This is a genomic window from Streptomyces chisholmiae, assembly GCF_031845445.1.
Lineage (GTDB): Bacteria > Actinomycetota > Actinomycetes > Streptomycetales > Streptomycetaceae > Streptomyces > Streptomyces chisholmiae.
Genome location: NZ_JAVREO010000001.1, coordinates 98,195 through 118,312, shown reverse-complemented (window position 1 = coordinate 118,312; position 20,118 = coordinate 98,195). Strand labels below are relative to the sequence as shown.

Annotated in this window: 19 protein-coding genes and 1 pseudogene; 10 read left to right on the top strand and 10 right to left on the bottom strand. The window is 75.9% G+C overall.

What is annotated here, in order from left to right:
* Positions 1-38 precede the first annotated feature (38 nt).
* The gene (locus tag RM844_RS00475; RefSeq protein WP_311664289.1) at positions 39-413 is read left to right on the top strand and encodes a MerR family transcriptional regulator; all 375 of its coding nucleotides are present in this window, start codon (positions 39-41) and stop codon (positions 411-413) included.
* Between the two features lie 19 nt (positions 414-432).
* Here RM844_RS00475 and RM844_RS00470 read toward each other — a convergent pair whose 3' ends face one another.
* Positions 433-1,092 carry an aspartate/glutamate racemase family protein gene (locus RM844_RS00470; RefSeq protein ID WP_311663352.1) on the bottom strand — a complete coding sequence of 220 codons (660 nt, stop codon included), beginning with the start codon at positions 1,090-1,092 and terminating at the stop codon, positions 433-435.
* Positions 1,093-1,260: 168 nt separating this feature from the next.
* Here RM844_RS00470 and RM844_RS00465 point away from each other — a divergent pair, with 168 nt between their 5' ends.
* Positions 1,261-2,169, top strand: coding sequence for an aminoglycoside phosphotransferase family protein (locus tag RM844_RS00465; protein WP_311664287.1), 909 nt, complete (start codon positions 1,261-1,263; stop codon positions 2,167-2,169).
* Positions 2,170-2,196: 27 nt separating this feature from the next.
* Here RM844_RS00465 and RM844_RS00460 read toward each other — a convergent pair whose 3' ends face one another.
* Positions 2,197-3,021 (bottom strand): SDR family NAD(P)-dependent oxidoreductase, encoded by an 825-nt coding sequence (locus RM844_RS00460; protein ID WP_311663350.1) that lies wholly within the window; start codon positions 3,019-3,021, stop codon positions 2,197-2,199.
* Positions 3,022-3,121: 100 nt separating this feature from the next.
* A complete protein-coding gene (locus RM844_RS00455) occupies positions 3,122-3,760 on the bottom strand; it encodes a maleylpyruvate isomerase N-terminal domain-containing protein (RefSeq protein WP_311663348.1) in 639 nt (212 codons plus the stop codon).
* Between the two features lie 245 nt (positions 3,761-4,005).
* Here RM844_RS00455 and RM844_RS00450 point away from each other — a divergent pair, with 245 nt between their 5' ends.
* The 3 genes from RM844_RS00450 (at position 4,006) to RM844_RS00440 (ending at position 6,522) form a co-directional block, all read left to right on the top strand.
* Positions 4,006-4,584, top strand: a complete 579-nt coding sequence (locus RM844_RS00450) for a sugar O-acetyltransferase (RefSeq protein ID WP_311663346.1) — start codon at positions 4,006-4,008, stop codon at positions 4,582-4,584.
* 40 nt (positions 4,585-4,624) lie between these two features.
* Entirely contained in the window at positions 4,625-5,188 is a 564-nt protein-coding gene (locus RM844_RS00445; RefSeq protein WP_311663344.1) for a TetR/AcrR family transcriptional regulator, read from the top strand.
* Between the two features lie 113 nt (positions 5,189-5,301).
* Entirely contained in the window at positions 5,302-6,522 is a 1,221-nt protein-coding gene (locus tag RM844_RS00440) for an MFS transporter (RefSeq protein WP_311663342.1), read from the top strand.
* Between the two features lie 42 nt (positions 6,523-6,564).
* Here RM844_RS00440 and helR read toward each other — a convergent pair whose 3' ends face one another.
* The gene (helR, locus tag RM844_RS00435) at positions 6,565-8,733 is read right to left on the bottom strand and encodes an RNA polymerase recycling motor ATPase HelR (protein WP_311663340.1); all 2,169 of its coding nucleotides are present in this window, start codon (positions 8,731-8,733) and stop codon (positions 6,565-6,567) included.
* A 654-nt stretch (positions 8,734-9,387) separates the two neighbouring features.
* Between helR and RM844_RS00430 the strand changes: the two genes are divergently transcribed.
* Complete coding sequence (locus RM844_RS00430) at positions 9,388-10,308, top strand: SDR family NAD(P)-dependent oxidoreductase (protein ID WP_311663339.1); 921 nt, start codon at positions 9,388-9,390, stop codon at positions 10,306-10,308.
* A gap of 5 nt (positions 10,309-10,313) precedes the next feature.
* Here the strand turns inward: RM844_RS00430 and RM844_RS00425 are convergent, their stop codons facing one another.
* A complete protein-coding gene (locus RM844_RS00425; protein ID WP_311663337.1) occupies positions 10,314-10,904 on the bottom strand; it encodes a hypothetical protein in 591 nt (196 codons plus the stop codon).
* A 113-nt stretch (positions 10,905-11,017) separates the two neighbouring features.
* Here RM844_RS00425 and RM844_RS00420 point away from each other — a divergent pair, with 113 nt between their 5' ends.
* The 3 genes from RM844_RS00420 to RM844_RS00410 all read left to right on the top strand — a co-directional run bounded on the left by RM844_RS00420 (position 11,018) and on the right by RM844_RS00410 (position 13,781).
* Positions 11,018-11,707, top strand: a complete 690-nt coding sequence (locus tag RM844_RS00420) for an SMI1/KNR4 family protein (RefSeq protein ID WP_311663335.1) — start codon at positions 11,018-11,020, stop codon at positions 11,705-11,707.
* Between the two features lie 140 nt (positions 11,708-11,847).
* On the top strand, positions 11,848-12,648 hold the full coding sequence (locus RM844_RS00415; protein WP_311663333.1) for an SAM-dependent methyltransferase: 801 nt from the start codon (positions 11,848-11,850) through the stop codon (positions 12,646-12,648).
* A gap of 227 nt (positions 12,649-12,875) precedes the next feature.
* Positions 12,876-13,781, top strand: a complete 906-nt coding sequence (locus RM844_RS00410) for a siderophore-interacting protein (RefSeq protein ID WP_311663328.1) — start codon at positions 12,876-12,878, stop codon at positions 13,779-13,781.
* Between the two features lie 58 nt (positions 13,782-13,839).
* Here RM844_RS00410 and RM844_RS00405 read toward each other — a convergent pair whose 3' ends face one another.
* The 3 genes from RM844_RS00405 to RM844_RS00395 all read right to left on the bottom strand — a co-directional run bounded on the left by RM844_RS00405 (position 13,840) and on the right by RM844_RS00395 (position 16,948).
* Positions 13,840-14,826, bottom strand: coding sequence for a glycoside hydrolase family 43 protein (locus tag RM844_RS00405; RefSeq protein WP_311663326.1), 987 nt, complete (start codon positions 14,824-14,826; stop codon positions 13,840-13,842).
* A 284-nt stretch (positions 14,827-15,110) separates the two neighbouring features.
* Positions 15,111-16,238, bottom strand: a complete 1,128-nt coding sequence (locus RM844_RS00400; RefSeq protein ID WP_311664285.1) for a Gfo/Idh/MocA family protein — start codon at positions 16,236-16,238, stop codon at positions 15,111-15,113.
* Positions 16,239-16,267: 29 nt separating this feature from the next.
* Positions 16,268-16,948 carry a ThuA domain-containing protein gene (locus tag RM844_RS00395; protein ID WP_311663324.1) on the bottom strand — a complete coding sequence of 227 codons (681 nt, stop codon included), beginning with the start codon at positions 16,946-16,948 and terminating at the stop codon, positions 16,268-16,270.
* 503 nt (positions 16,949-17,451) lie between these two features.
* On the opposite strand from RM844_RS00395, the pseudogene RM844_RS33455 reads away from it, so the two are divergent.
* Positions 17,452-18,129: pseudogene (locus RM844_RS33455) on the top strand (serine/threonine-protein kinase); the annotation flags it as partial.
* On the opposite strand, the gene RM844_RS00385 reads toward RM844_RS33455, so the two are convergent.
* Both RM844_RS00385 and RM844_RS00380 read right to left on the bottom strand, forming a co-directional pair.
* Positions 18,066-18,449 carry a hypothetical protein gene (locus RM844_RS00385; protein WP_311663316.1) on the bottom strand — a complete coding sequence of 128 codons (384 nt, stop codon included), beginning with the start codon at positions 18,447-18,449 and terminating at the stop codon, positions 18,066-18,068. The pseudogene RM844_RS33455 and the gene RM844_RS00385 overlap by 64 nt on opposite strands.
* Positions 18,450-18,780: 331 nt before the next feature.
* Complete coding sequence (locus RM844_RS00380) at positions 18,781-20,010, bottom strand: MFS transporter (protein WP_311663314.1); 1,230 nt, start codon at positions 20,008-20,010, stop codon at positions 18,781-18,783.
* Positions 20,011-20,118: the final 108 nt, after the last annotated feature.

Sequence of the window (20,118 nt, the reverse complement as noted above, 5' to 3'; positions counted from 1 at the left end):
GGCCGGGTCCGGGTGGCGGGACGCCGACGGCCGGTCGGATCGGCATCGGGGAGCTGGCCAGGCGCACGGGCGTCAGCGAACGGTCGTTGCGCTACTACGAGCAGCAGGGGCTGCTGACCGCCGAGCGGACCCCGGGCGGCCAGCGCCGCTACCCGGAGCGCGCGGTGCACCGGGTGGTCCGGGTGCAGGAGCTGTTCGCGGCGGGGCTGTGCAGCAGCAAGATCGCCGAGCTGCTGCCCGGCCTGGGGGACGCGGACGGCGGCCCGTCCGCCGCCACCCCGGCCCTGCTCGGCCAGCTGGCGGTGGAACGGGCCAGGCTCGACCGGATGATCGCCGAACTGCGGGCCAACCGCGAGGTGTTGGACCAGGTGATCGACGCCGCGGCGGAGCGGACCCGGCCGCCAGCCGACTGACCGGCCGCCCGGCGCGGCGCTAGCCGGCGGCGTGCCGCTCGGCGGCCGCCTCGACGGCCAGCCGGGGGGTGGTCAGCACCGGCACCGGCAGGTGCCGCAGGCGGGCCGCCGCCGGCTCCATCGAGGCCTGCGCCAGCACCAGCACGTCCACCGCGGGGGCCAGCCGCTCGGCGGTCGCGGCGATCCGCCGCGCGTAGCCGTCGAGGTCGCCGGCGGTGAACAGGTCCCAGGCGTCCGGGCAGGTGGCGGGCACCAGCTCCACGGCCAGGCCGGCCGCCGCGGCGCACTCGGTGAGCAGTTCCCCGGTGGGCGCCACGCTGGACGCGCTGGTGGTGACGACGCCGATCCGCCGGCCGGCCCGCACCGCCGCCTCGGCCATCGGCCGGTCCACCCGCAGCACCGGCACCGGCAGCGGCCCGCCGGCGTCCCGGCCCAGCCGCTCCGCGATCCCGGCCAGGCTGGAGCAGGTGCAGATCGCCAACGAGGCGCCGCGGGCGACCAGTTCGTCCAGGCCGGCGCGCACCTGCCGGTGCACCAGCGCGTCCGGCCCGCGCTCCCTGGCGCCGGCCAGCGGCTCCTCGTCGACCACGTGCACGGCGGCCACGCCGGGCGCGTGCCGGTCCACCAGCGCCTGGAAGGTGTCCCGGTGGACGGCGGCGGTGTGCAGGAAACCGATCATCGGACCAGCGTAGGCCGTCCCCCGCCCGGCCCGGGTGGCGGGCCGGCACCGGGAAAAGCGGTGGACTTCCGGCCCGGCGGGCGTTCGGATGGGTCCGCCCCGGGCCGGAGGGACCGGCCGGGCGTCCCGTCGAGGAGGCGGACTGCGGCTGTGGCGCGACCGACGAAGATGCACGAGGACGAGCCGGACCACGACGAGGACCTGGTGGCGCGGCTGGTCGCGGCCCAGTTCCCGCGCTGGGCGGGGCTGCCGGTCCGCCCGGTCCCCTCGTCCGGCACGGACAACGCGATGTACCGGCTGGGTGAGGCGCTGGCCGTGCGGCTGCCGAGGCGGCCGGGGGCGGCGGCGGACATCGCCGTGGAGGCGCACTGGCCGGCGGTGCTGGCGCCGCACCTGCCGGTGACGGTGCCGGTGCCGCTGGAGGTGGGCGAGCCGGCCGCCGGCTATCCCTGGCCCTGGTCGGTGCACCGCTGGCTGCCCGGCCGCAACCCGGTGCCCGGCCGGCTGGTCGAACCGGTGAGGCTGGCAAGGGAGTTGGCGGGGTTCGTCAACGCGCTGCGGGCGGTGCCGCCGGCCGCGGGGGCGCCGCGGGCCGGCCGGGGCGTGCCGCTGGCCGCCCGGGACGCGCCGACCCGCGAGGCGCTGGCCCAACTGGCCCGGCTGGGACCGGCGGCCGAGCCGGTGGACGTGCCGGCGCTGACCGAGGTGTGGGAAGCGGCGCTGGCGCTGCCCGCGGCCGCGGGCGAGGACCGCTGGCTGCACGGTGACCTCGCGCCGGGGAACGTCCTGGTGACCGACGACGGCCAGTTGAGCGCGGTGATCGACTTCGGCGGCCTCGGCGTCGGCGACCCGACCGTGGAGCAGCAGGTCGCCTGGAACCTGCTGCCGGCCGAGGCGCGCGGCGCGTTCCGCGACGCGCTGGGCGTGGACGACGCGGGCTGGCGGCGCGGCCGGGCCTGGGCGCTGTCCGTCGCGCTGATCCAACTGCCCTACTACCGGCACACCAACCCGGTGCTGGCGGCCAACTCCCGGCTGGTGATCGCCGAGGTGCTGGCCGACCACGCCCGGCACGGCTGACCCGGGCCCGGCACGGCGGCCCCGGCCCTACCTGAGGGTGATCACGTTGCCGGTGACCAGCGCGGCCGCCGGGGAGACCAGCCAGGCGATGGTCTCGGCGACCTCGGCCGGGTCGGCGATGTGGAAGTGGGTGCCGCTGCCGGCCACGAAGGCCCGCACCTCGTCGGTGATCCAGCCGGTGTCGGTGACCGGTGGGTGCACCACGTTGGCGGTGATGCCGTAGGCGGCCAGCTCGGCGGCGGCGGACAGCGTGTAGTGGGTCTGGGCGGCCTTGGCCGCGCCGTAGGAGACCTCGCCGGGGAAGCCGAGTTCGCCGCCGCCCGAGGTGAGGCCGACGATCCGGCCCCAGTCGGCGCCGCGCGCCCGGTGCCGCCTGGCGAACTCGGCGATCAGCAGCGCCGGCGCCTGCGCGTCCACCGCGAACTGCCGGGCCACCGTCTCCGGGGTGACCGGCCGGGCGGTGCGGCCCACCTGGTCGGGGCGGTCGGCGGTGAACGAGTCCTGGACCCAGCCGGAGGCGTTGTTGACCAGGATGTCGACCGGACCGAGCAACTCCTCGGCGGCGTCCAGCAGTCGGGCCGGCGTGTCCGGGTCGGCGAGGTCGGCCGCCACGGCGGCGGCCCGGCCGCCGGCCCGGCGGATCCGGTCCGCCACCTCGTCGCCCGAGCGGGCCCGGTCGGCGTGGTAGGTGCCGGTGCCGGCCGGGCCGTCCGGCGCGGGGTCGGGGGGCGGCGCGCCCAGCCAGGCGCAGAGCACGGCGATGCCGCGCCGCCCCAGGGTCTCGGCGGTGGCCGCCCCGATGCCCTGGTTCGCGCCGGTCACCAGGGCCACTCGCGGTGTTGTTCGCTCCATGGGTCCACGGGTAGCACGTGGAGCGGCCAGCGCCCAGCCGATTTCGGCCCCGGGCCGGGCGGTTCGCCGGGCGGGGAAACGGCCGGTGGTCAGCCGGTGGTCAGATGGCGTTGATCGCCGAGGGGGCCCGTTCCACCCGGGTCAGCGCGCGCAGCAGGGCCGTGCCGCCGTGCCGGCGGGCGGCCAGCCGGGCCAGCAGCGCCAGCACCGGGTCGAGGGCGGCGTCGGAGAGCCGGTGCTCCTCGTGTCCCACGCTCACCGCCAGGTCGTCCAGGTGCACGGCCAGCTCCAGCAGCCGGGTGACCAGGAAGTCCTCCAGCCGCAGCGCCCAGCCGTTGGCCGGCAGCAACACCGGCCGGTCGGGCGGCAGTTCGGGCAGTTGGGCGCGCTGCTGGCTGAGCACGGTGCCGGCCGTCCCGGCCAGGAACGCCGGCCCCTCGGCCCCGATGCCCTCGCTCCGCTCCCGGATGCCCACGTTGGCCTCCCCGTCCAGCGGGGCGTCGATCCAGGTGGCCCGCGCGTAGTGGGTCAGCAGCGGGATGGGCGGCTCGGTCGGGGCCTCCGTCGGCGCCAGCGCGTCGCTGGTGCTGAAGAGCTGGTGGGCGAGGTGGCCGGCCAGCCCGCCGACGGTCAGCCCGGTCAGGGCGCTGGGCCGCGGCCAGGCCGCGGCGACCTCCGGGCTGCCCAGCAGGGTCACCGCCTCCCCTGCGGCGTCCAGATAGGCGTCCACGACGCGCATGTTCGTCCTCCGTGGTCCGGGTGCCGGGACGCGGGCCGCGCCCCGCCGCGCCCATTCTGCTCCCCGCCCGGCCCGCCACCCGACCCGGGCCCGGGGGTCAACTCGCCGCTCACCACCCGTGGTTGGCCGCTCGGCCGGCCCTCGTCCCGCTCCGCGCCGCCCCGGCCCAACCCTCGCCGAGGGAGGATAAAAGCCCAGGTCAGAGCGGGTGTACGAACGTACACCGAGGGGGTAGTCTCGGTCGGGTGACGGACTACTTCGCTGGGGACCCCCGCAGCAACCACGAGCGGATGCTCGCCGGAGACCTCTACATCGCCGACGACCCGGAGATCCTGACCGCCCAGCAACGCGCGGTCCGGCTGGCCGCCGAGTACCAGGCCGCGTACGCCACCGACGTGGTCGGCGCCCAGCGGATCGCCCGGGAGCTGATCGGCTCCCTCGGCGTCGACGCCCATGTGCGGCCGCCGGTCTTCGTCGACTACGGCACCTACCTCAGCATCGGCGACCGGACCTTCGTCAACTTCAATTTCACCGCCCTGGACGTGGCGCCGATCACCATCGGGGCGGACTGCCAGATCGGCCCCAACGTCCAGCTCCTCACCCCGACACACCCGTTGGAGCCGCAGCCGCGCCGCGACAAGTTGGAGGCCGCGAAGCCGATCACCATCGGCGACAACGTCTGGCTGGGCGGCGGGGTGATCGTCTGCCCCGGGGTGACCATCGGGGACAACGCGGTGATCGGCGCCGGCGCCGTGGTGACCCGGGACATCCCGGCCAACGTCCTGGCCCTGGGCAGCCCCGCCCAGGTGATCAGGTCCCTGTAGTGCGCTCCCCCGATCCCGCGCGGCCGCGCGCGGTGGCGTGATGACCTTCGGACGGCACGATCCGGACCGCCGGGCCCGCATCATCCGCGCCACCCTCGACGTGATCGCCGAGGTCGGGGTCGCCGGCACCTCGCACCGCAGGGTCGCGGCGCACGCCGGGGTGCCGCTCGGCTCGATGACCTACCACTTCGACGGCATGGACGACCTACTGCGCGAGGCGTTCGGCAGCTTCACCGAGTCGGCGGTGGCGCTCTTCGAGGAGCGGCTCGGCGCCGCCCGGGACATCGCCGAGGCCAGGACGGCGGTCGCCGACCTCGTGCACCACCTCTCCGACGAGAACGCCCCCGAGCACCAGCGCACCCTGGTCCTCTCGCACGAGCTGTACACGCTGGCGGCGCGGAAGCCGGCGTTCCGGGAGCTGACCCGGGAGTGGATGCGGCGCAGCCGACGCGCGTTGGAGTGGCACTTCGACCCGGTCACCGCACGGCAGTTGGACGCCCTGATCGAAGGGCTGGCGATCCACCGCGCGTTGGACACCGAGCCGCACGAGCGGGCCCTCACCGTCGAGGCCATCACCCGACTCACCACCCCGACCGCCGACTGAACCGCCCGGGCCGCCCGCGCCCGTCCCACGCCCCTGACACCCGGCACACCCCCCAGCGCACCCCCAGCGCCCCAGCACGCCCAGCACTTCCCGCACGCCCGGAGGCAGACCCCATGTCCCCCACCGCCGCCGACCGTCCCGTCAGGGCGCGCGTCGCGGTCGCCGTCCTGTTCCTCGTCAACGGCTTCCTGTTCGCCAACGTGGTCCCCCGCTACCCGGAGATCAAGTCCGACCTCGCCCTGTCCAACGCCGCGTTGGGCACCGCCATCGCCGCGATGCCGCTGGGTGCCCTGGTGTTGGGGCTGGCCGCCGGCCCGCTGATCCAGCGGTTCGGCTCGGCCCGCACCGCGGTGGCCTCCCAACTGCTGGCCGGCGTCAACATCCTGCTGGTCGGCACCGCCCCCAACCTCGCGGTGCTCTGCGTCGGCATGTTCCTGGCCGGCAGCCTGGACGCGGTCACCGACGTCGCGATGAACGCCCACGGCCTGCGCGTCCAGCGCCGGTACGGGCGGTCCATCCTCAACGCCTTCCACGGCCTGTGGAGCGTAGGCGCGGTGCTCGGCGGGATAACGGGCGCCGTCGCGGCCCAGCTCGCGGTGCCGCTGCCGCTCCACCTGACCGTGGTCGGGCTGCTCACCGTGGCCGCGGCGCTGACCGCCCTGCGGTTCCTGCTGCCCGGCCCCGAGAACGCGGAGCGCCCGGCCGCCGAGGCCGCGTCGGAGGCCGACGGGCCGGCCGCGTCCCCCGCGGGCCGGGCCTGGCTGCGCCGGCCGGTGCTGCTCGCCTTCGCCGTGCTGGGCCTGATGACGGCGGCCACCGCCGTGGTGGAGGACGCGCCGGCCTCCTGGGGCTCCAACTACCTCCAGAACGAGCTGGGTTCGAGCCCGTTCGTGGGCGGCCTCGCCTTCATGGCGCTCCAGGGCACCCAGACCGTCGCCCGGCTGGCCGGGGACCACGTGGTGCGCTGGCTCGGCGACCGGACCACCGCCCGGATCGGCGGGGTGCTGGTGGTCCTCGGCATGGGCCTGGCCCTGCTCTGGCCGTCCGTGCCCAGCACGGTGATCGGCTTCGGGCTGTGCGGGATCGGCATCGCGACGCTGATCCCGGCCGCCTTCCACGCGGCCGACGAGATCCCTGGGCTGGCCGCCGGCACCGGGATCACCGTCGCCGCGTTCCTGCTGCGGGTCGGCTTCCTGGCCTCGCCGCCGCTGATCGGGCTGATCGCCGACGCCGAGTCGATCCGGCTCGGCCTGGTGCTGGTGCCGCTGGCCGGCCTGGCCATCCTCGCCACCTCGGGGGCCCTGGACCCGCGCCGTCAACCCGACGCCGGATAGCGCCCCCGGCCGGCGGTCCCGGGCCCCGGGACCGCCGGCGGGTCAGGCGTCGCGCAACACCACCAGCCGCTGGGTGGCCCGGGTCATCGCCACATAGCGGTCCACCGCGCCCTCGATCCCGTCGCCGAGCCTGTCCGGCTCGACCAGCACCACCAGGTCGAACTCCAGCCCCTTCGCCAACTCCGGGGTCAGCGACCGGACCCGGGGCCGCTCCCGGAAGCCCGGGTCGCCGATCACGCAGGCGACGCCCTCGGCGTGCTCGGCGAGCCAGCCGTCCAGGACCGCGTCCCGCTCCGCCACCGACCCGTGCGCGACGGGGACGCCGCCGGCCCGGATCGAGGTCGGCACGTTGGCGTCTGGCAGCACCGCCCGGATCACCGGCTCGGCCTCGGCCATCACCTCCCGCGGCGTCCGGTAGTTGACGGTCAGCGACGCCACCCTGGCCCGGCCGAGCCCGACCCTGTCCAGCCGTTCCGGCCAGGTCTCGGTGAACCCGTGCCTGGCCTGCGCGCGGTCCCCCACGATGGTGAAGCTCCTGGACGGGCAGCGGGACAGCAGCAGCCGCCACTCCGCGTCGGTCAACTCCTGCGCCTCGTCCACCACCACGTGCGCGAACGGGCCGGCCAGCGGATCGCGGGCGTCCCGAGGCAGCGCGGCCTCGTCGACCAGGCTCTCCCGCAGGTCGGCGCCGTGCAGCATGGTCACCGCGCCCTCCCCGTCCGGGTCGGCCGCCAGCAGGTTGTCGATCACGTCGGCCATCCGGCGGCGCTCCGCCTCGGCCGAGGCCGCCTGCCGGCGACGCCGCCGGGCCGCCTCCGGGTCGCCGAGCCGCCGCCGGGCCGCGTCCAGCAGCGGCAGGTCGGCGACGGTCCACCGCTGCGGGTCCGGCCGGCGCAGCCGCCGGGCGTCCTCGGCGTCCAGCCAGGGCGCGCACCTCCGCAGGTAGGCCGGCACCGCCCACAGGTCCCCCACCAGGTCGGCCGCCTCCAGCAGCGGCCAGGCCCGGTACAGCGCCCGGCGCAGCTCCACGTCCCGCGTCAGCGCGGCCCGCAGCCGCTCGGCCGGCGCGACGCCGGCCAGCTTCGCCACCAGCAGGTCGACCAGCTCCGCCAGGATCGGTGCCCGCGCGTCGTTGTGCGGGGTGCCCGGCTCCACCGCCTCGAACGCCGCCGCCCAGTCCTCGGGCTCCACCCGCACCTCGGCCCACTCGGTGCCGAGCGTCATGCCCTCGGCCGGCGGCTCCTCGTAGAGCCGGACGGCCGGCTCGACGGCCCGGAGCAGCTCCGCCGACGCCTTCAGGCGGGCCACCGCCGGGTCCGCCTCCGGCACCGCTTCGGCGCCCTCGGCGACCAGGTCCCGCAGCGTGCAGACCCGCACCCCGTCCTCGCCGAGGCTGGGCAACACGTCGGCGACATACGCCAGATACGGCTGGTGCGGGCCGACGAACAGCACGCCGCGGCCGCGCTGCCGCAGCCGCGGGTCGGCGTGCAGCAGGTAGGCGGCGCGGTGCAGCGCCACCACGGTCTTGCCGGTGCCCGGGCCGCCGTCGACCACCAGCGCCCCCCGCGACCCGGCCCGGATGACGGCGTCCTGGTCGGCCTGGATGGTGGCGAGCACGTCCCGCATCCGGCTCGACCGGCTGCCGCCGAGGCTGGCGACGAACGCGGACTGGTCGTCGAGCGCGGCGTGCCCGGCCAACGCGTCGTCGTCGAACACCTCGTCCCAGTAGTCGCTGACCTGCCCCCCGCTCCAGCGGTACCTGCGGCGGCTGAGCAGGCCCATCGGCCGGGCGTGGGTGGCGGCGAAGAACGGCTCGGCGGCCGGCGCCCGCCAGTCGCGCAGCAGCCGGCGCCCGGTGCGGTCGGTCAGGCCCAGCCGCCCGAGGTAGACCGGCTCGGGCTCGTCCGCGCTGACCATCCGCCCCAGGCACAGGTCCAGGCCGAAACGGCGCAGGGTGCGCAGCCTGGCGGTCAGCCGGTGGATCTCCAGGTCCCGGTCCATGGCGTCCCGGCCGAGACCGCCCGGCGCCCTGCGCAGCGCGTCAAGCCGCTCGGACAGTTCGGCGACCGACTCCTCCAGGCACGCGGCGACGGCCGCGAAGTGCCGCTCGTCGTCGGCGACCAGCGCCGGGTCGGCCTTGGCGGCGAGGCGGTCGGGCAGATCGAACGCGCTGGTGGTGGCGTTTCCCTGGCCCGACAAAGGCGTATACACGTGGTGAATCTCCGATTCCCCCAGCTTCCGGTTGAGAGGGCGATTCTGCGACAACAGGGGGGTCTTGCCACAAGCCCCCCGGTGCGCTATACGTTGAGAGTGGCGAGAGGTGGCGATGCCCCCTCGCCGGCCCGGGTGCTCGCTCGCACCGCCCGGCTGTGCCGGCTCACAGCCACCGGGCGGGCCGGACCAGCGGCGTTCCCCTTCGAACATCTTCGGCGGCGTTCACCGGTGGTGCGTTTCGGCGTGCTCCTTCGATCATCTGCCGCGGCGTTCACCGGCGTCGCGCTTCGGCCTCCCTTCGTCTCGCCCTCCGGCGTCTCCGCCGGCCGCCGCCGACGCGCGCCCCGACAGTGTTCGCCGGCGCTCCACCGCAGCGTTCGCCGGTGGTGCGTTTCGGCGTTCCCCTTCGATCATCTGCCGCGGCCTCGGGCAGCGTTCCCGCTTGGCGTGCGCCGGCGCACAGCCGGAGGTCTTCCTCCGGGTGTGCGCCGGCGCGCCGTTTTCGGCGTCTCCGCCGGCGCGCCCGGCCCGTGTCCGGCCCGTGCGACGGGCGGCGTGCGCGCGGGCGTTCCAGCGGTCGTTCCAGTGGCCGGTCAGCGGCGACACGCAGCCTGGGGCGGCCCGAGTCAACCACGAGGAGAGGACCCCCGGATGGGACGCAAGCCGACGCCAGAGCCCCGACTGAGCCGACGCGGAGCGGTGGGCGCCGCGGCCGGACTCGCCTTCGCCGGCGCGGCCGCCGCCGCGACGGGCGGCACCGCCCGGGCCGCCGAACGGCGGGGCGGCGCACGCCGGTTCGAGGGCCGGTCGGTGCTGATCACCGGCGGCACCTCCGGCATCGGCCGGGCCGCCGCCGAGGCGTTCGCCCGGGAGGGGGCCAGGGTCGCCTTCTGCGGGCGCCGGGAACGGCTCGGACGGGCCGTGGAACGGACCATCCGGGAGAACGGCGGCGAGGCCAGTTACCTCAGGGCCGACGTGCGGGACGCCGAGCAGGTGCGGTCCTTCGTCGACCGGGCGGTCAGCCGGTACGGCGGCCCGGACATCGCCCTCAACAACGCGGGCGTGCAGCGGCCGTTCACCGACCTGCACGAGGTGACGGTCGAGGAGTGGGACGACGTGGCCGGCACCAACGTCCGGGGGGTCTTCCTCGCCATGAAGTACCAGATCCCGCCCATGCGCGCGGCGGGCGGCGGCGTCATCCTGGTCACCGGCTCCAGCAACCAGTTCGCCACCAGGAACGGGCTCGGCTCCTACACCGCGGCCAAGAACGGGGTGACCGGCCTGGTGCAGGCCGCCGCCCTGGAGAACGCCGCGCACGGCATCCGGGTGGTGGCCATCGCGCCCGGTATGACCGACACCGAGATGCTGGACGCGCACCGCCCCGCCGGCCTCTCGGACGAGGAGTGGGCGCGCACCAAGGCCGCGTTCGCCGAGCAGGGCGTGGCCGGGCTGAAGCGGATGGCCGAGCCCGAGGAGATCGCCGCCGCGGCGCTCGCCCTGGCCTCCGACGCCTTCTCCTTCCAGACCGGCACCTCGGTGCCGGTGGACGGCGGTCAGCTGGCGGCGCTGTGACGGGCTCAGCCGCCGGGCCGGTTGGACCAGGCCAGGTAGTCGGACCAGAACGCGGCCGTGGCCGGCGCGCCGGCCGGCGGCCGGGTCGGAGCGCCGAACTCGCGCTCCACGTAGTCGAGTAGGTCGTCGCCGTAGGGGACGACGTCCGCGCCGTGCACGGAGAGCACCGGGTGGCCGGCGGCCGCGGCCCGGCCGTCCGGCAGGTAGCGGTGGCCGCGGACCGGGATCAGCCGCGGCACGGTGGCCAGCCGGGCCCGCGCCTCGGCCAGGGCCGCGTCCCGGGCCGGCGGGCGCCGGCGCCAACCGGGGTGCCAGTACCCGGCCTCCGCGACGGCGAAGAGCACGTCCTCGACCGGCCGCGCCAACCAGGCGCGGAGCGCGCCGAGCTCGCCGTTCCGCCAGTCCGGCCAGCGCGGCCCGGTGGGCAGGCCGGCGGCGAGGAACGCCCGGTGGTCGGCGGCGAACACGATCCCGAACCGCTCCTGCAACACGTCGAGTTCGGGCTCGGTCAGGCCGGGGCCGCGTTCGGCCCGGCCGAGCGCGGCCAGGCGGCGGGCGGCCTGGGCGCCGAGCCGCCGCCCCGGGGTGTTGACCATGGCGGCACGCTACCCCGGCCGGGCCGCTGATCCGCGGCCCGCCGTCACCCACCCTGCTGGGCAGGGGTGTTGACGGGTCCCGCTCGGCCGTGCCGGGTGGGGACAATGGGCGGGTGACCGACTCCGCCATACCCCCGGTCGCCGCCTCGTGGCGGCGGATCGACGCCTGGTTGGCGGCGCACGCGCCGGCCAGCGCCGCCCTGTTGGCCCCGCCCGCCGAACCGGCCGCGCTGGCCGCCGCCGAGGCGGCGCTCGGCGCCCCGCTCCCCGCCGACCTGGCCGCCTCGCTGCGCCGCCACGACGGGGCCAGCGCGACGGTGGACGTGCTGCCGGACCTCCGGCTGCTGTCGGCGGCCCGGGTCGTCGAGGAGTGGGAGCTGCGGGTCGAGGCGGAGCGCGAGCTGCGGGCCGAGGACGAGGACGACCTGCCGCCGCTGCCGGGCGGCGGCCCCTACTGGCACGAGCGGTGGGTGCCGGTCGCCGAGTTCCAGGGCGACGTGCGGGCGATCGACGCCCGGCCGGGGCCGCGGCAGGGCCGGTTCGGGCCGGTCTACCACGACGCGCCGGCCACCTTCGACGACCGGACGTCCTGGCCGTCCCTGGCGCACTGTCTCGCGGACCTCGCCGCGTGGCTGGTGGACCGGCCCCCGGTGGCGGGCGCGCGGCACTGGGACGACCCGTTCGTCGGCCCGGCGGGCGAGCTGGTCTGGGGTTGGCCGCCGAGCCGGGTTCGGGGCCTGGACGGACCGGGCGGGCCGGCCGAGCACGGCTACCGGGTCGCGCCGGTGGGGCTGCCCGGCTGAGACGGCCGGCGGGTCCGCGAAGTGGGCCGCGCCGCCGGCGGGTTGGGGCACACGGGGCGCCCCGGCTGGCGACTGAACCCGGCCCGCCTGGGTACCTGTGGGCGCACGGCCGGCATCGACGGGGACGGATTGGGGAGATCGTGGAGCTACCGCAGTACGACGTGCCGCACACGGCGCGGGTCTACGACTACTACCTGGGCGGCAAGAGCCACTACGCGTCGGACCGCGCGGCCGGCGACGCGGTGCTGCGGGTGTGGCCGGGCGCGCGGGCGGCGGCACGGGTCAACCGCCAGTTCATGCACCGGGCGGTGCGGTACCTCGGCGAGCGCGGCATCCGGCAGTTCCTGGACATCGGCACGGGCATCCCGACCGAGCCGAACCTGCACCAGGTCGCCCAGTCGGTGGCCCCGGACTCCCGGGTGGTGTACGTGGACAAGGACCGGCTGGTCCTCACCTACTCCGACGCGCTGATAAGGAGTGCTCCCGAGGGCCGCACCCGCTATGTGGAGGCGGATGTCGCACGCGACCACGAGCGCATCATCCGCGAGGCGTTCGAGGTGTTGGACCCGGCCGAGCCGGTGGCGCTCTCGCTGGTGGCGCTGCTGCACTTCGTGCCGGACGAGCAGGGGGCGCGCGAGGTGGTGCGGGCGCTGCTGGACGCGCTCCCGGCCGGGTCGGCGCTGGTCCTCTCGCACGGCACCCACGACTTCGACGCCGAGGTGATGCTGCGGGTCGAGGCGATCTACCGGCAGGGCGGGATGGCGGCGCAGTCCCGGAGCCGGGCGGAGGTGCTGGCCTTCTTCGACGGTCTGGAGCTGGCCGAGCCGGGCGTCGTCCCGCCGCACCGGTGGCGTCCCGACGCGGACACGACGCGGGGCGCGGCGGACGGCGACCTGGCCCCGCTGGTCTCCATGTGGGCCGCCGTCGGCCACAAGCCCTGACCCCGGCCCGGGCCCGGCCCTGTCCCGGCCGTGCGCGCCGGCGCGCACGGCTGAACACGGGGAGTGCGGAAAGCGCCGGAGGCGTCGGCCGGGAACCGCCGACCACCCCTCGGACATTGAGCTAAGGAAAGGCTTACCTTACCGTAGGCTCAACGGAGTTGCCCTTCGGAGCGCCAGGTCGCATCCGGCTGGCGTACCTCGATGTCCGAGAAGGAGCTGTTGGGCTGATGTCACTCACCATCCACCGCGCGCAGGTCGTCGCCACCCGCCGGCTTACCCCGGGGATGACCCGGGTCACGCTGGGCGGTCCTGATCTGGCCGACTACCCGACCACGGGCGTGGGCGACGAGTACGTCCGGGTCTTCTTCCCGGCCGAGGGCGCCCGGGAGCCGGAGCTGCCGACGCCGACCGAGCGGGGCGGCTGGAGCTGGGCCGACGAGCAGCGGCCGGCGCCGATGCGGACGTACACCATCCGCGGGGTGGACGCCACGGCCGGCACCGTGGACATCGACTTCGTGGTGCACGACGGCGGGGTCGCCGCGGCCTGGGCGCTGGCCGCCCAGCCGGGCGACGCCGTCGGCCTGACCTCGCCGACCGGCGTCTACGTGCTGCCGGAGCAGGCGCGTTGGCAGATCCTGATCGCCGACGCGGCCGGGCTGCCGGCCGTCGCCCGGCTGGTCGAGCAGACCAGGCCCGGGGTGCGCACCCGGGTGATCCTGGAGGTCATCGACCCGCGCCACCGGCAGCCGATCACCCTGGGCGACCCGGAGCGGGACGCCGCCGAGCTGACCGTCGAGTGGGTCTACGCCGGCAACGGCCACGCCCCGTCCCGGCTGGACCGGCTGGTGGCGGGACTGGAGCTGCCCGAGGAGCCCGGCTACCTGTGGTTCGCCGGCGAGACCGGCGTGATGCGGTCCATCCGGAAGAACCTCAGGCACCAGCGGAAGCTGCCCAACGGCAGCTACACCACGGTCGGTTACTGGACCCACCGGGCCGAGGAGCTGCGCCAGCGCTGGGAGGCGCTGGACGACACCACGCGCACCCGGCTCTACGCGATGTGGGACGACGAGTCCCGGGACATCGAGGAGATCACCGACGACTACCACGCCCAGCTGGAACGGCTCGGCCTCTGAGCCCCACCCCCGCCGGCGGCCCCCGGGCGCGGTACGTGGGCCGCCGGCGGGCCGGCCGTCAGTCGATGGACGGGGTGGCGCCGTCCCAGCGCAGCGGTGTCACGAACATGCCGCGGACCAGCGGCTCCTCGGAGAGCACCCCGTGGAAGGCCAGCCAGTCGCCGTCCGCCCCCGGGATGACGTCCTGCCCACCGGGCCCGGTGATCCCGGTGTTCTCCGAGGTCATCAGCGGCTCGTCGGACTTGGTGTAGGGCCCGGTCAACGCGGGCGCGGTGGCGTAGCCGGTGTGGTAGGTGCCGTCGCCGTAGTAGCCGGCCGAGTAGAACAGCACGTAGGCGCCCGCGCGTTGGACCAGCGTGGGCGCCTCGATCAGGCCGCCCTCGGCCGGCCGGTCCTGCCGCAGCAGCGGCACCCGCTCCCCGGCGAAGCCCAGCCCGTCGGGGGTGAGTTCCTGGAGGTGGATCCAGGTGTCCACGCCGACCGCGTTGCCGTCGTTCTTGTAGAGCAGGTACGGGGTGCCGTCCTCGTCGGTGAAGCTGCCGGCGTCGATGGCGCCGCCCTCGTCGGCCGGGCAGACCAGCGGGCCGTCGCCGACCGGGGTGAACGGCCCGGCCGGGGTGTCGGAGACGGCGGTGCCGACGCACTGCCGCTCGGTGGCGACGTCCCGCGCGGTGTAGTACATGACGAAGCCGCCGTCCGGCCGCGGGGCGACCTCGGGCGCCCAGGTCAGCCCGGGGCGCGCCCAGTCGCCGAGCACGGGCAGCGCGTCCGCCTGCCGGGTCCAGGGCCCCTCGGGTCCGGGCGCGGTGGCGGTCTGCACGTTGTGGGCGGGGTTGGCGGGGTCGCCGGTGGGTTCGGCGTTGGTCGCGTAGGCCCACAACGCGCCGTCGGTGGCGACCACTTCGGGGTCGGGGAAGTTGCCGTCGATGACCAGGCGGGGGGCGGAGTGGGCCTGCGCGGCGGGCACGGTGGGCAGCAGCGAGGCCAGGGCGAGCACCCCGGCGGCGGCGAGCGAGCGGCGAGCGATGGGGGATATCCGGGACACGGTGCGGCTCCTGGGGGAACGGAGGGGAACTGTCTCGGCTTCTGGCTCGATCTCCTCGGCGTCGGGGCGGGACAGCGGCCCGACGGGGCCGGCCGCGCCGGCGACACCCAGGGTTTCCAACGATGTAGAACAGCGTTCAGCACAGAACAACACAGGCGCGCGCACCTGTCCAGACACCCGGACAGAACCCACCAGCCCAAGCCGCCGCGGACCAGCGCGGCGCCCGGCCAACCACGCCGGCCGGGCCCGTTCCCCGCGGGGAAGGGCCCGGCCGGGGGAGCCGGTCAGTCGACGGCGACCCGCGCCGACTCCGGCACCAGCGGCGGGCGGGCGCAGTCGCTGGCCACCGGGCGGGCCCGGTCGTCCTCGGCGGCGCCGAGTAGCGCCTCCATCACCTCCAGCACGTGGAGCGCGACCGCGCCGTCCGCGCGCGCCTGGCAGTCGGTGCGCAACGCCCGTGCCAGGTCGGCCAGTCCGAGGCCGCGGCCGGCCGCCGCGTAGCCGTGGCTGAGCGGGACCTCCCGCCAGCCGTCCGAGTCGTGGGTGGCCAACCGCACCGGCCCCTCGAAGTAGTTGGGGTCGGGCACCGAGACGCTGCCGGCGGTGCCGTGCACCTCGATCCTGGGCAGCTCGTTGCCGATCACGTCGAAGCTCATGAGCACCGTGCTCAGCGCGCCGCCCCGGTGCCGCAGCACCCCGGTGACATGGGTGGCCACCTCGACCGGGAAGCGTTCCCCGGCCCGGGGGCCGGAGCCGACGACCCGTTCGGCGCCGCTCCGGCTGGCCGCGCCGACCACCGACTCCACCGGCCCCAACAGGTGGACCAGCGCGGTCAGGTAGTAGGGGCCCATGTCGAAGAGCGGCCCGCCGCCCGGCTGGTAGTAGAAGTCCGGGTCCGGGTGCCAGCGTTCGTGCCCGGCGCAGGCGAAGAAGGCCGTGGCGGCGAGCGGTTGGCCGATCCGGCCGGCGTCGATCAGCGCCCGCGCGGTCTGGGTGCCGCGTCCCAGCACGGTGTCCGGCGCGGCTCCGACCCGCACCCCGGCCGCCGCGGCGGCGGCCAGCACCTGCCGCGCCTCCGCGCTGGTGGCGGCGATCGGCTTCTCGCCGTAGACGTGCTTGCCGCCGGCGATGGCGGCCAGCGCCACCGGGGCGTGCGCGGCGGGGATGGTCAGGTTGAGCACGATGTCCACGTCGTCGGCCGCGTAGACCTCGTCGGGCGTCGCGGCCCGGACGCCCGGCCGGCCATCGACGGCCCGGGCGGCGCGCGCCGGGTCGAGGTCGGCGATCGCGGTGACCAGGACGCCGGCCGCCGGGCCGTGTTCGGCGAAGTAGTCCAGGTACTGGCCGCTGATGGCGCCGGCCCCGACGATGCCGACCCGGGTGGGCCGGGTCGAACCGCCCTCGTGCCCCACGCCGGCCCCGTCCACCTGGCCGTTCTCGCTCAACGCGCCGCCCACAGCAGGCCCCTCTCGGTCAGCGTTCGCACGGTGGGGTCCTCCAGGTCGTCCAGCTTGTGCCCGATGGTGCTGACGAAGACGCGGCCGGCGCCCCAGCCGCGGGTCCAGACCGCGGGGCAGCTGACCCCGGCGGCCTCCGTCGGGACCGCGGGGTCGGCGGGGTCGAAGGTGGTGGTGGCCAGCACCTCGACGTCGGGCGCGGTGTGCACCAGGTACTGCTCGGTGTGCAGCGGGATCCGGGCGGGCAGGCCGCGCAGCACGGGATGGTCGGCGTGCGCTGGGCTGAGGTCCACGGTGTGGTCCAGCCACTCGGCCGGGTGCATCACGAACTGGCCGCCGGTCAGCCACTGGTAGCCGGTGTTGCCGCGGAAGGCGTCACAGATCCCGCCGTGCCAACCGGCAAGACCGGTGCCGGCCCGCACGGCGTCGGCCAGCCCGGCGGCCTGCGCGTCGGTGATCTCGCCCATGGTCCAGCACTGGACGACCAGATCGGTCCCGGCGAGCGCCTCCGCGTCCAGATAGGCATCCAGACTGTCGGAGACGGTCACCTCAAATCCCTGTTCGCGCAGGAACGGTATGAAGAGATCGGTGGTCTCGACGGGGGCGTGGCCATCCCAGCCACCACGGGTCACCAGTGCCCGTCGAGGGGCCTCGGTGGTGGTCATCGGAACTCCGTTTCGGCGAAAGAGTCGGGGTTCGGTGCGGTCGGGCGGGGGCGCGTCACGGGGCGCGCGCGTGCGGCGCGCGCCGCGCCCGGGGGTGACGGGAGAACGGGGCGGGCCCGGGCGGCGCGGGTGCCGCCGGGGACGGTCGGGGCCGGGTTGCCCCGCCGCGCCCGCGCACGGTGTGACGTGCGGCGTCCGCCCGCCCGCGAGCAGCCGACGGGGCAACCCGGCCATCCTTCACCGTCGCCCCACGGGTGACGAGACCGGCGAATCAAGTGTGACAAAGGGCACGGAAACGTTTGGAAAACGCTTGTCCGGGATCACGAACGATCAAGCCGGCGACACCCGTTCGTCTCGCCCGACGCCCCCGGCCACGGCATGATGCCCCTGACACCGGATCGCCGGCACGGCGACGGAACGGCGACGACGGGGGAGGTGGGGCGGTGCGCGACCAACTCCTCGGCGACCGCTACCGGTTGGTGCGACTGCTCGGCGAGGGCGGCATGGGCCAGGTGTGGGAGGCGCGGGACGAGAAGCTGCGCCGGCCGGTGGCGGTCAAGGTGGTCTCCCTGCTCGCCGGCGGCGGCAGCCGCGGCGACGAGGCCCGCGCCAGGTTCCTGCGCGAGGCGCGGCTCACCGCCCGGCTCCAGCACCCCGACATCGTCACCATCCACGACCTGGGCGAGACGGGCAGCGGCGCGGACCGGGTCCCGTTCCTGGTCATGGAGCTGGTCCGGGGGGACGGCCTGGACACGGTGCTGCGCGACGGCCCCGTCGCGCCGGCGGTCGTCGCCCGGTGGGGCGCGCGGATCTGTGACGCGCTCGACGAGGCGCACCGGGCCGGGATCACCCACCGGGACATCAAGCCGTCCAACGTCCTGACCACGCCGAACGGCGGCATCAAGGTGCTGGACTTCGGCGTCGCCAGGGCCGCCGACCCGGCGGCGACCGGGGGCCGGCTCACCCGGACCGGTTTCATCGTGGGCACCCCCGCGTACATGGCCCCCGAACAGGCCCGGGGGCTCCCCGAGCCGCGCAGCGACCTGTACGCGCTCGGCTGCCTGCTCTTCGAACTGCTCACCGGCCGGCTGCCGTTCCACTCCCCCGACCCCGTGGGCTACCTCTCGGCACACCTCACCGAGACGCCGCCGGCGCCCGGCTCGGTGGCCCGCGGCGTGCCGCCGGCCTGGGACGACCTGGTGCTGACCCTGCTGCGCAAGAACCCGGAGGAGCGGTACCAGGACGCCGCCACGCTGGGCACCGCGCTGCGTGGCCTCGCCGCCTCGGGCACGCCCCCGACGCCGCAGGCGCCCACCGTCCCCGCGGCGCTCGGCCGGCCGGCGCGGTCCCCGACCCGGCCGCGCACGGTGCCGCGGCCCCGGCCGCCCGCCGTCGGCGCCAGCGCCACGGCGGGCTGGGGGCCGCCGCCCGAGGCCGCGGGACGCACCGCGCGGGCGGCGGCCCAGGCTGCTCTGCTGTGCCTGCCGGGGCTGCTGGCCATGTTCGGTTTCGGTGCCTTCTCGCTGAGCATGCAGAACGCGCCGCACTATCTGATCGTGGTGAACCTGCTGGTGGGCGCCGCTGAGATGGCCGGACTCGGCGTCGGCGCCCGGCGGTTGCGCCAGGGCCTGGAGTCCGGGCGCCGGCTGGTCGCGGTCTCCGCCGGCGCCGCCGCCCTGCACTGGGTGAGCGTCAGCGCCCAGTTCACGGCCACGGGCGGCGACGTGGACATGGACGAGCCGGGCTCGCTCCTGGTCTTCAGCCTGGGCCCGCTGATGGCGATCCTGGCCGTGGTCACCCTGGTCCTGGCGCTGCACCCCGCCACCGGCCGCTCAGGACGCCCCCGCGGACGCGGCCGGGGCGGCGGGGTAGCGACGCACCGCCCGGATCATGAAGGCCAGGTTGCCGAACCCCACCAGCCCGGCCGCGAGCAGCACCCCGACTCCCCCGCCCACGCTCAGTGCACCGCCGCCCACCACTCCGGCCGCAGCGATGCCCACATAGAGGCCACTGGTGTTGAGCGCGATGGCCTCCGTCCCGGCGGCACCGGCCAGTCGCAGGGCTCTGGCGTTCATCGGTGGGTTGTAGGCCCAACCCGCCAACCCCCAGACCACGATCAGCGCCACCAGCAACGGAAGCGGCACGTCACCGCCCCCGAGCAGGCCGGTCACCGCCATCGCCACCGTCGCGCCACACACCAGCGTCAGCAGGGCGAGGACGGACCGGTCAGTGCCCCACTGGTCGTTGAGGCGGCCACCGAGCACGGTGCCGATGGCGCCGGCCAGCCCGTAGACGCCGATCACCACAGGCACCCAGGACCGCTCCGCGCCGGTGAGATCGACGATCACCGGAGCGATGAAGACGTAGGGCAACAGGCCGGCGCACGCCCCGACGACGGTGCCCGCCACGCAGGTCAGCACGGCCGGCCGGCGCAGCAGGGACAGCCGTTCCCGCACGCCGGTCGCCGGCTGGTCCGGCAGCCGCGGCAGGGTGCCGGCGGTGACCGCGACAGCCACCACGGTGAGCCCGGCCACCAGGACGAACGTGGCCCGCCAGCCGAACTCCGCGCCCAGCCACGAGCCGAGCGGCACCCCGACCACCAGCGAGACGGTCAGCCCCGCGGCCACCGCGCCGATCGCCCGACCGGTCCGGTGCGAAGGCGCGAGCGTTCCCGCGACGGCGAACACCGCCGGGCTCACGCTCGCCGCGACCAGCGCCGCCAGCACCCGCAGGGCCAGCAGCGCCGGGTAGCTGGTGGCCGCCACGGTGGTGGCGTTGACCAGCGCGAACACCGCGAGGCCGCCCACCACGATGGCGCGCCTGGGCAGGCGCGCGGTGAGCACCGCCATGACGGGCGCGGCGACCGCGTACACCAGGGAGAAGACGGTCACCAACTGCCCCGCGGCCGCCTCGCTCACCCGCAGGTCGGCGGCGATCTCCGGGAGCACCCCGGCGATGATGAAGTCGTCGGTGCCGATGACGAACACGGCCAGCATGAGCCCGGGCAGCCAGCTCAGCGAGGCCCCGGGCGCGGTCGGCGGGGCGGGAGAAGAAGAGGACATGGGGGACGCGGTTTCCTGTCGCTCGACGGCGGTGGGCGCGCCCACGGTAGGAAGCTGCCGCTAGCGTCAGGGTCAAGTCCTCGCCGCTCCCCGCGGGTTGGACCTGCG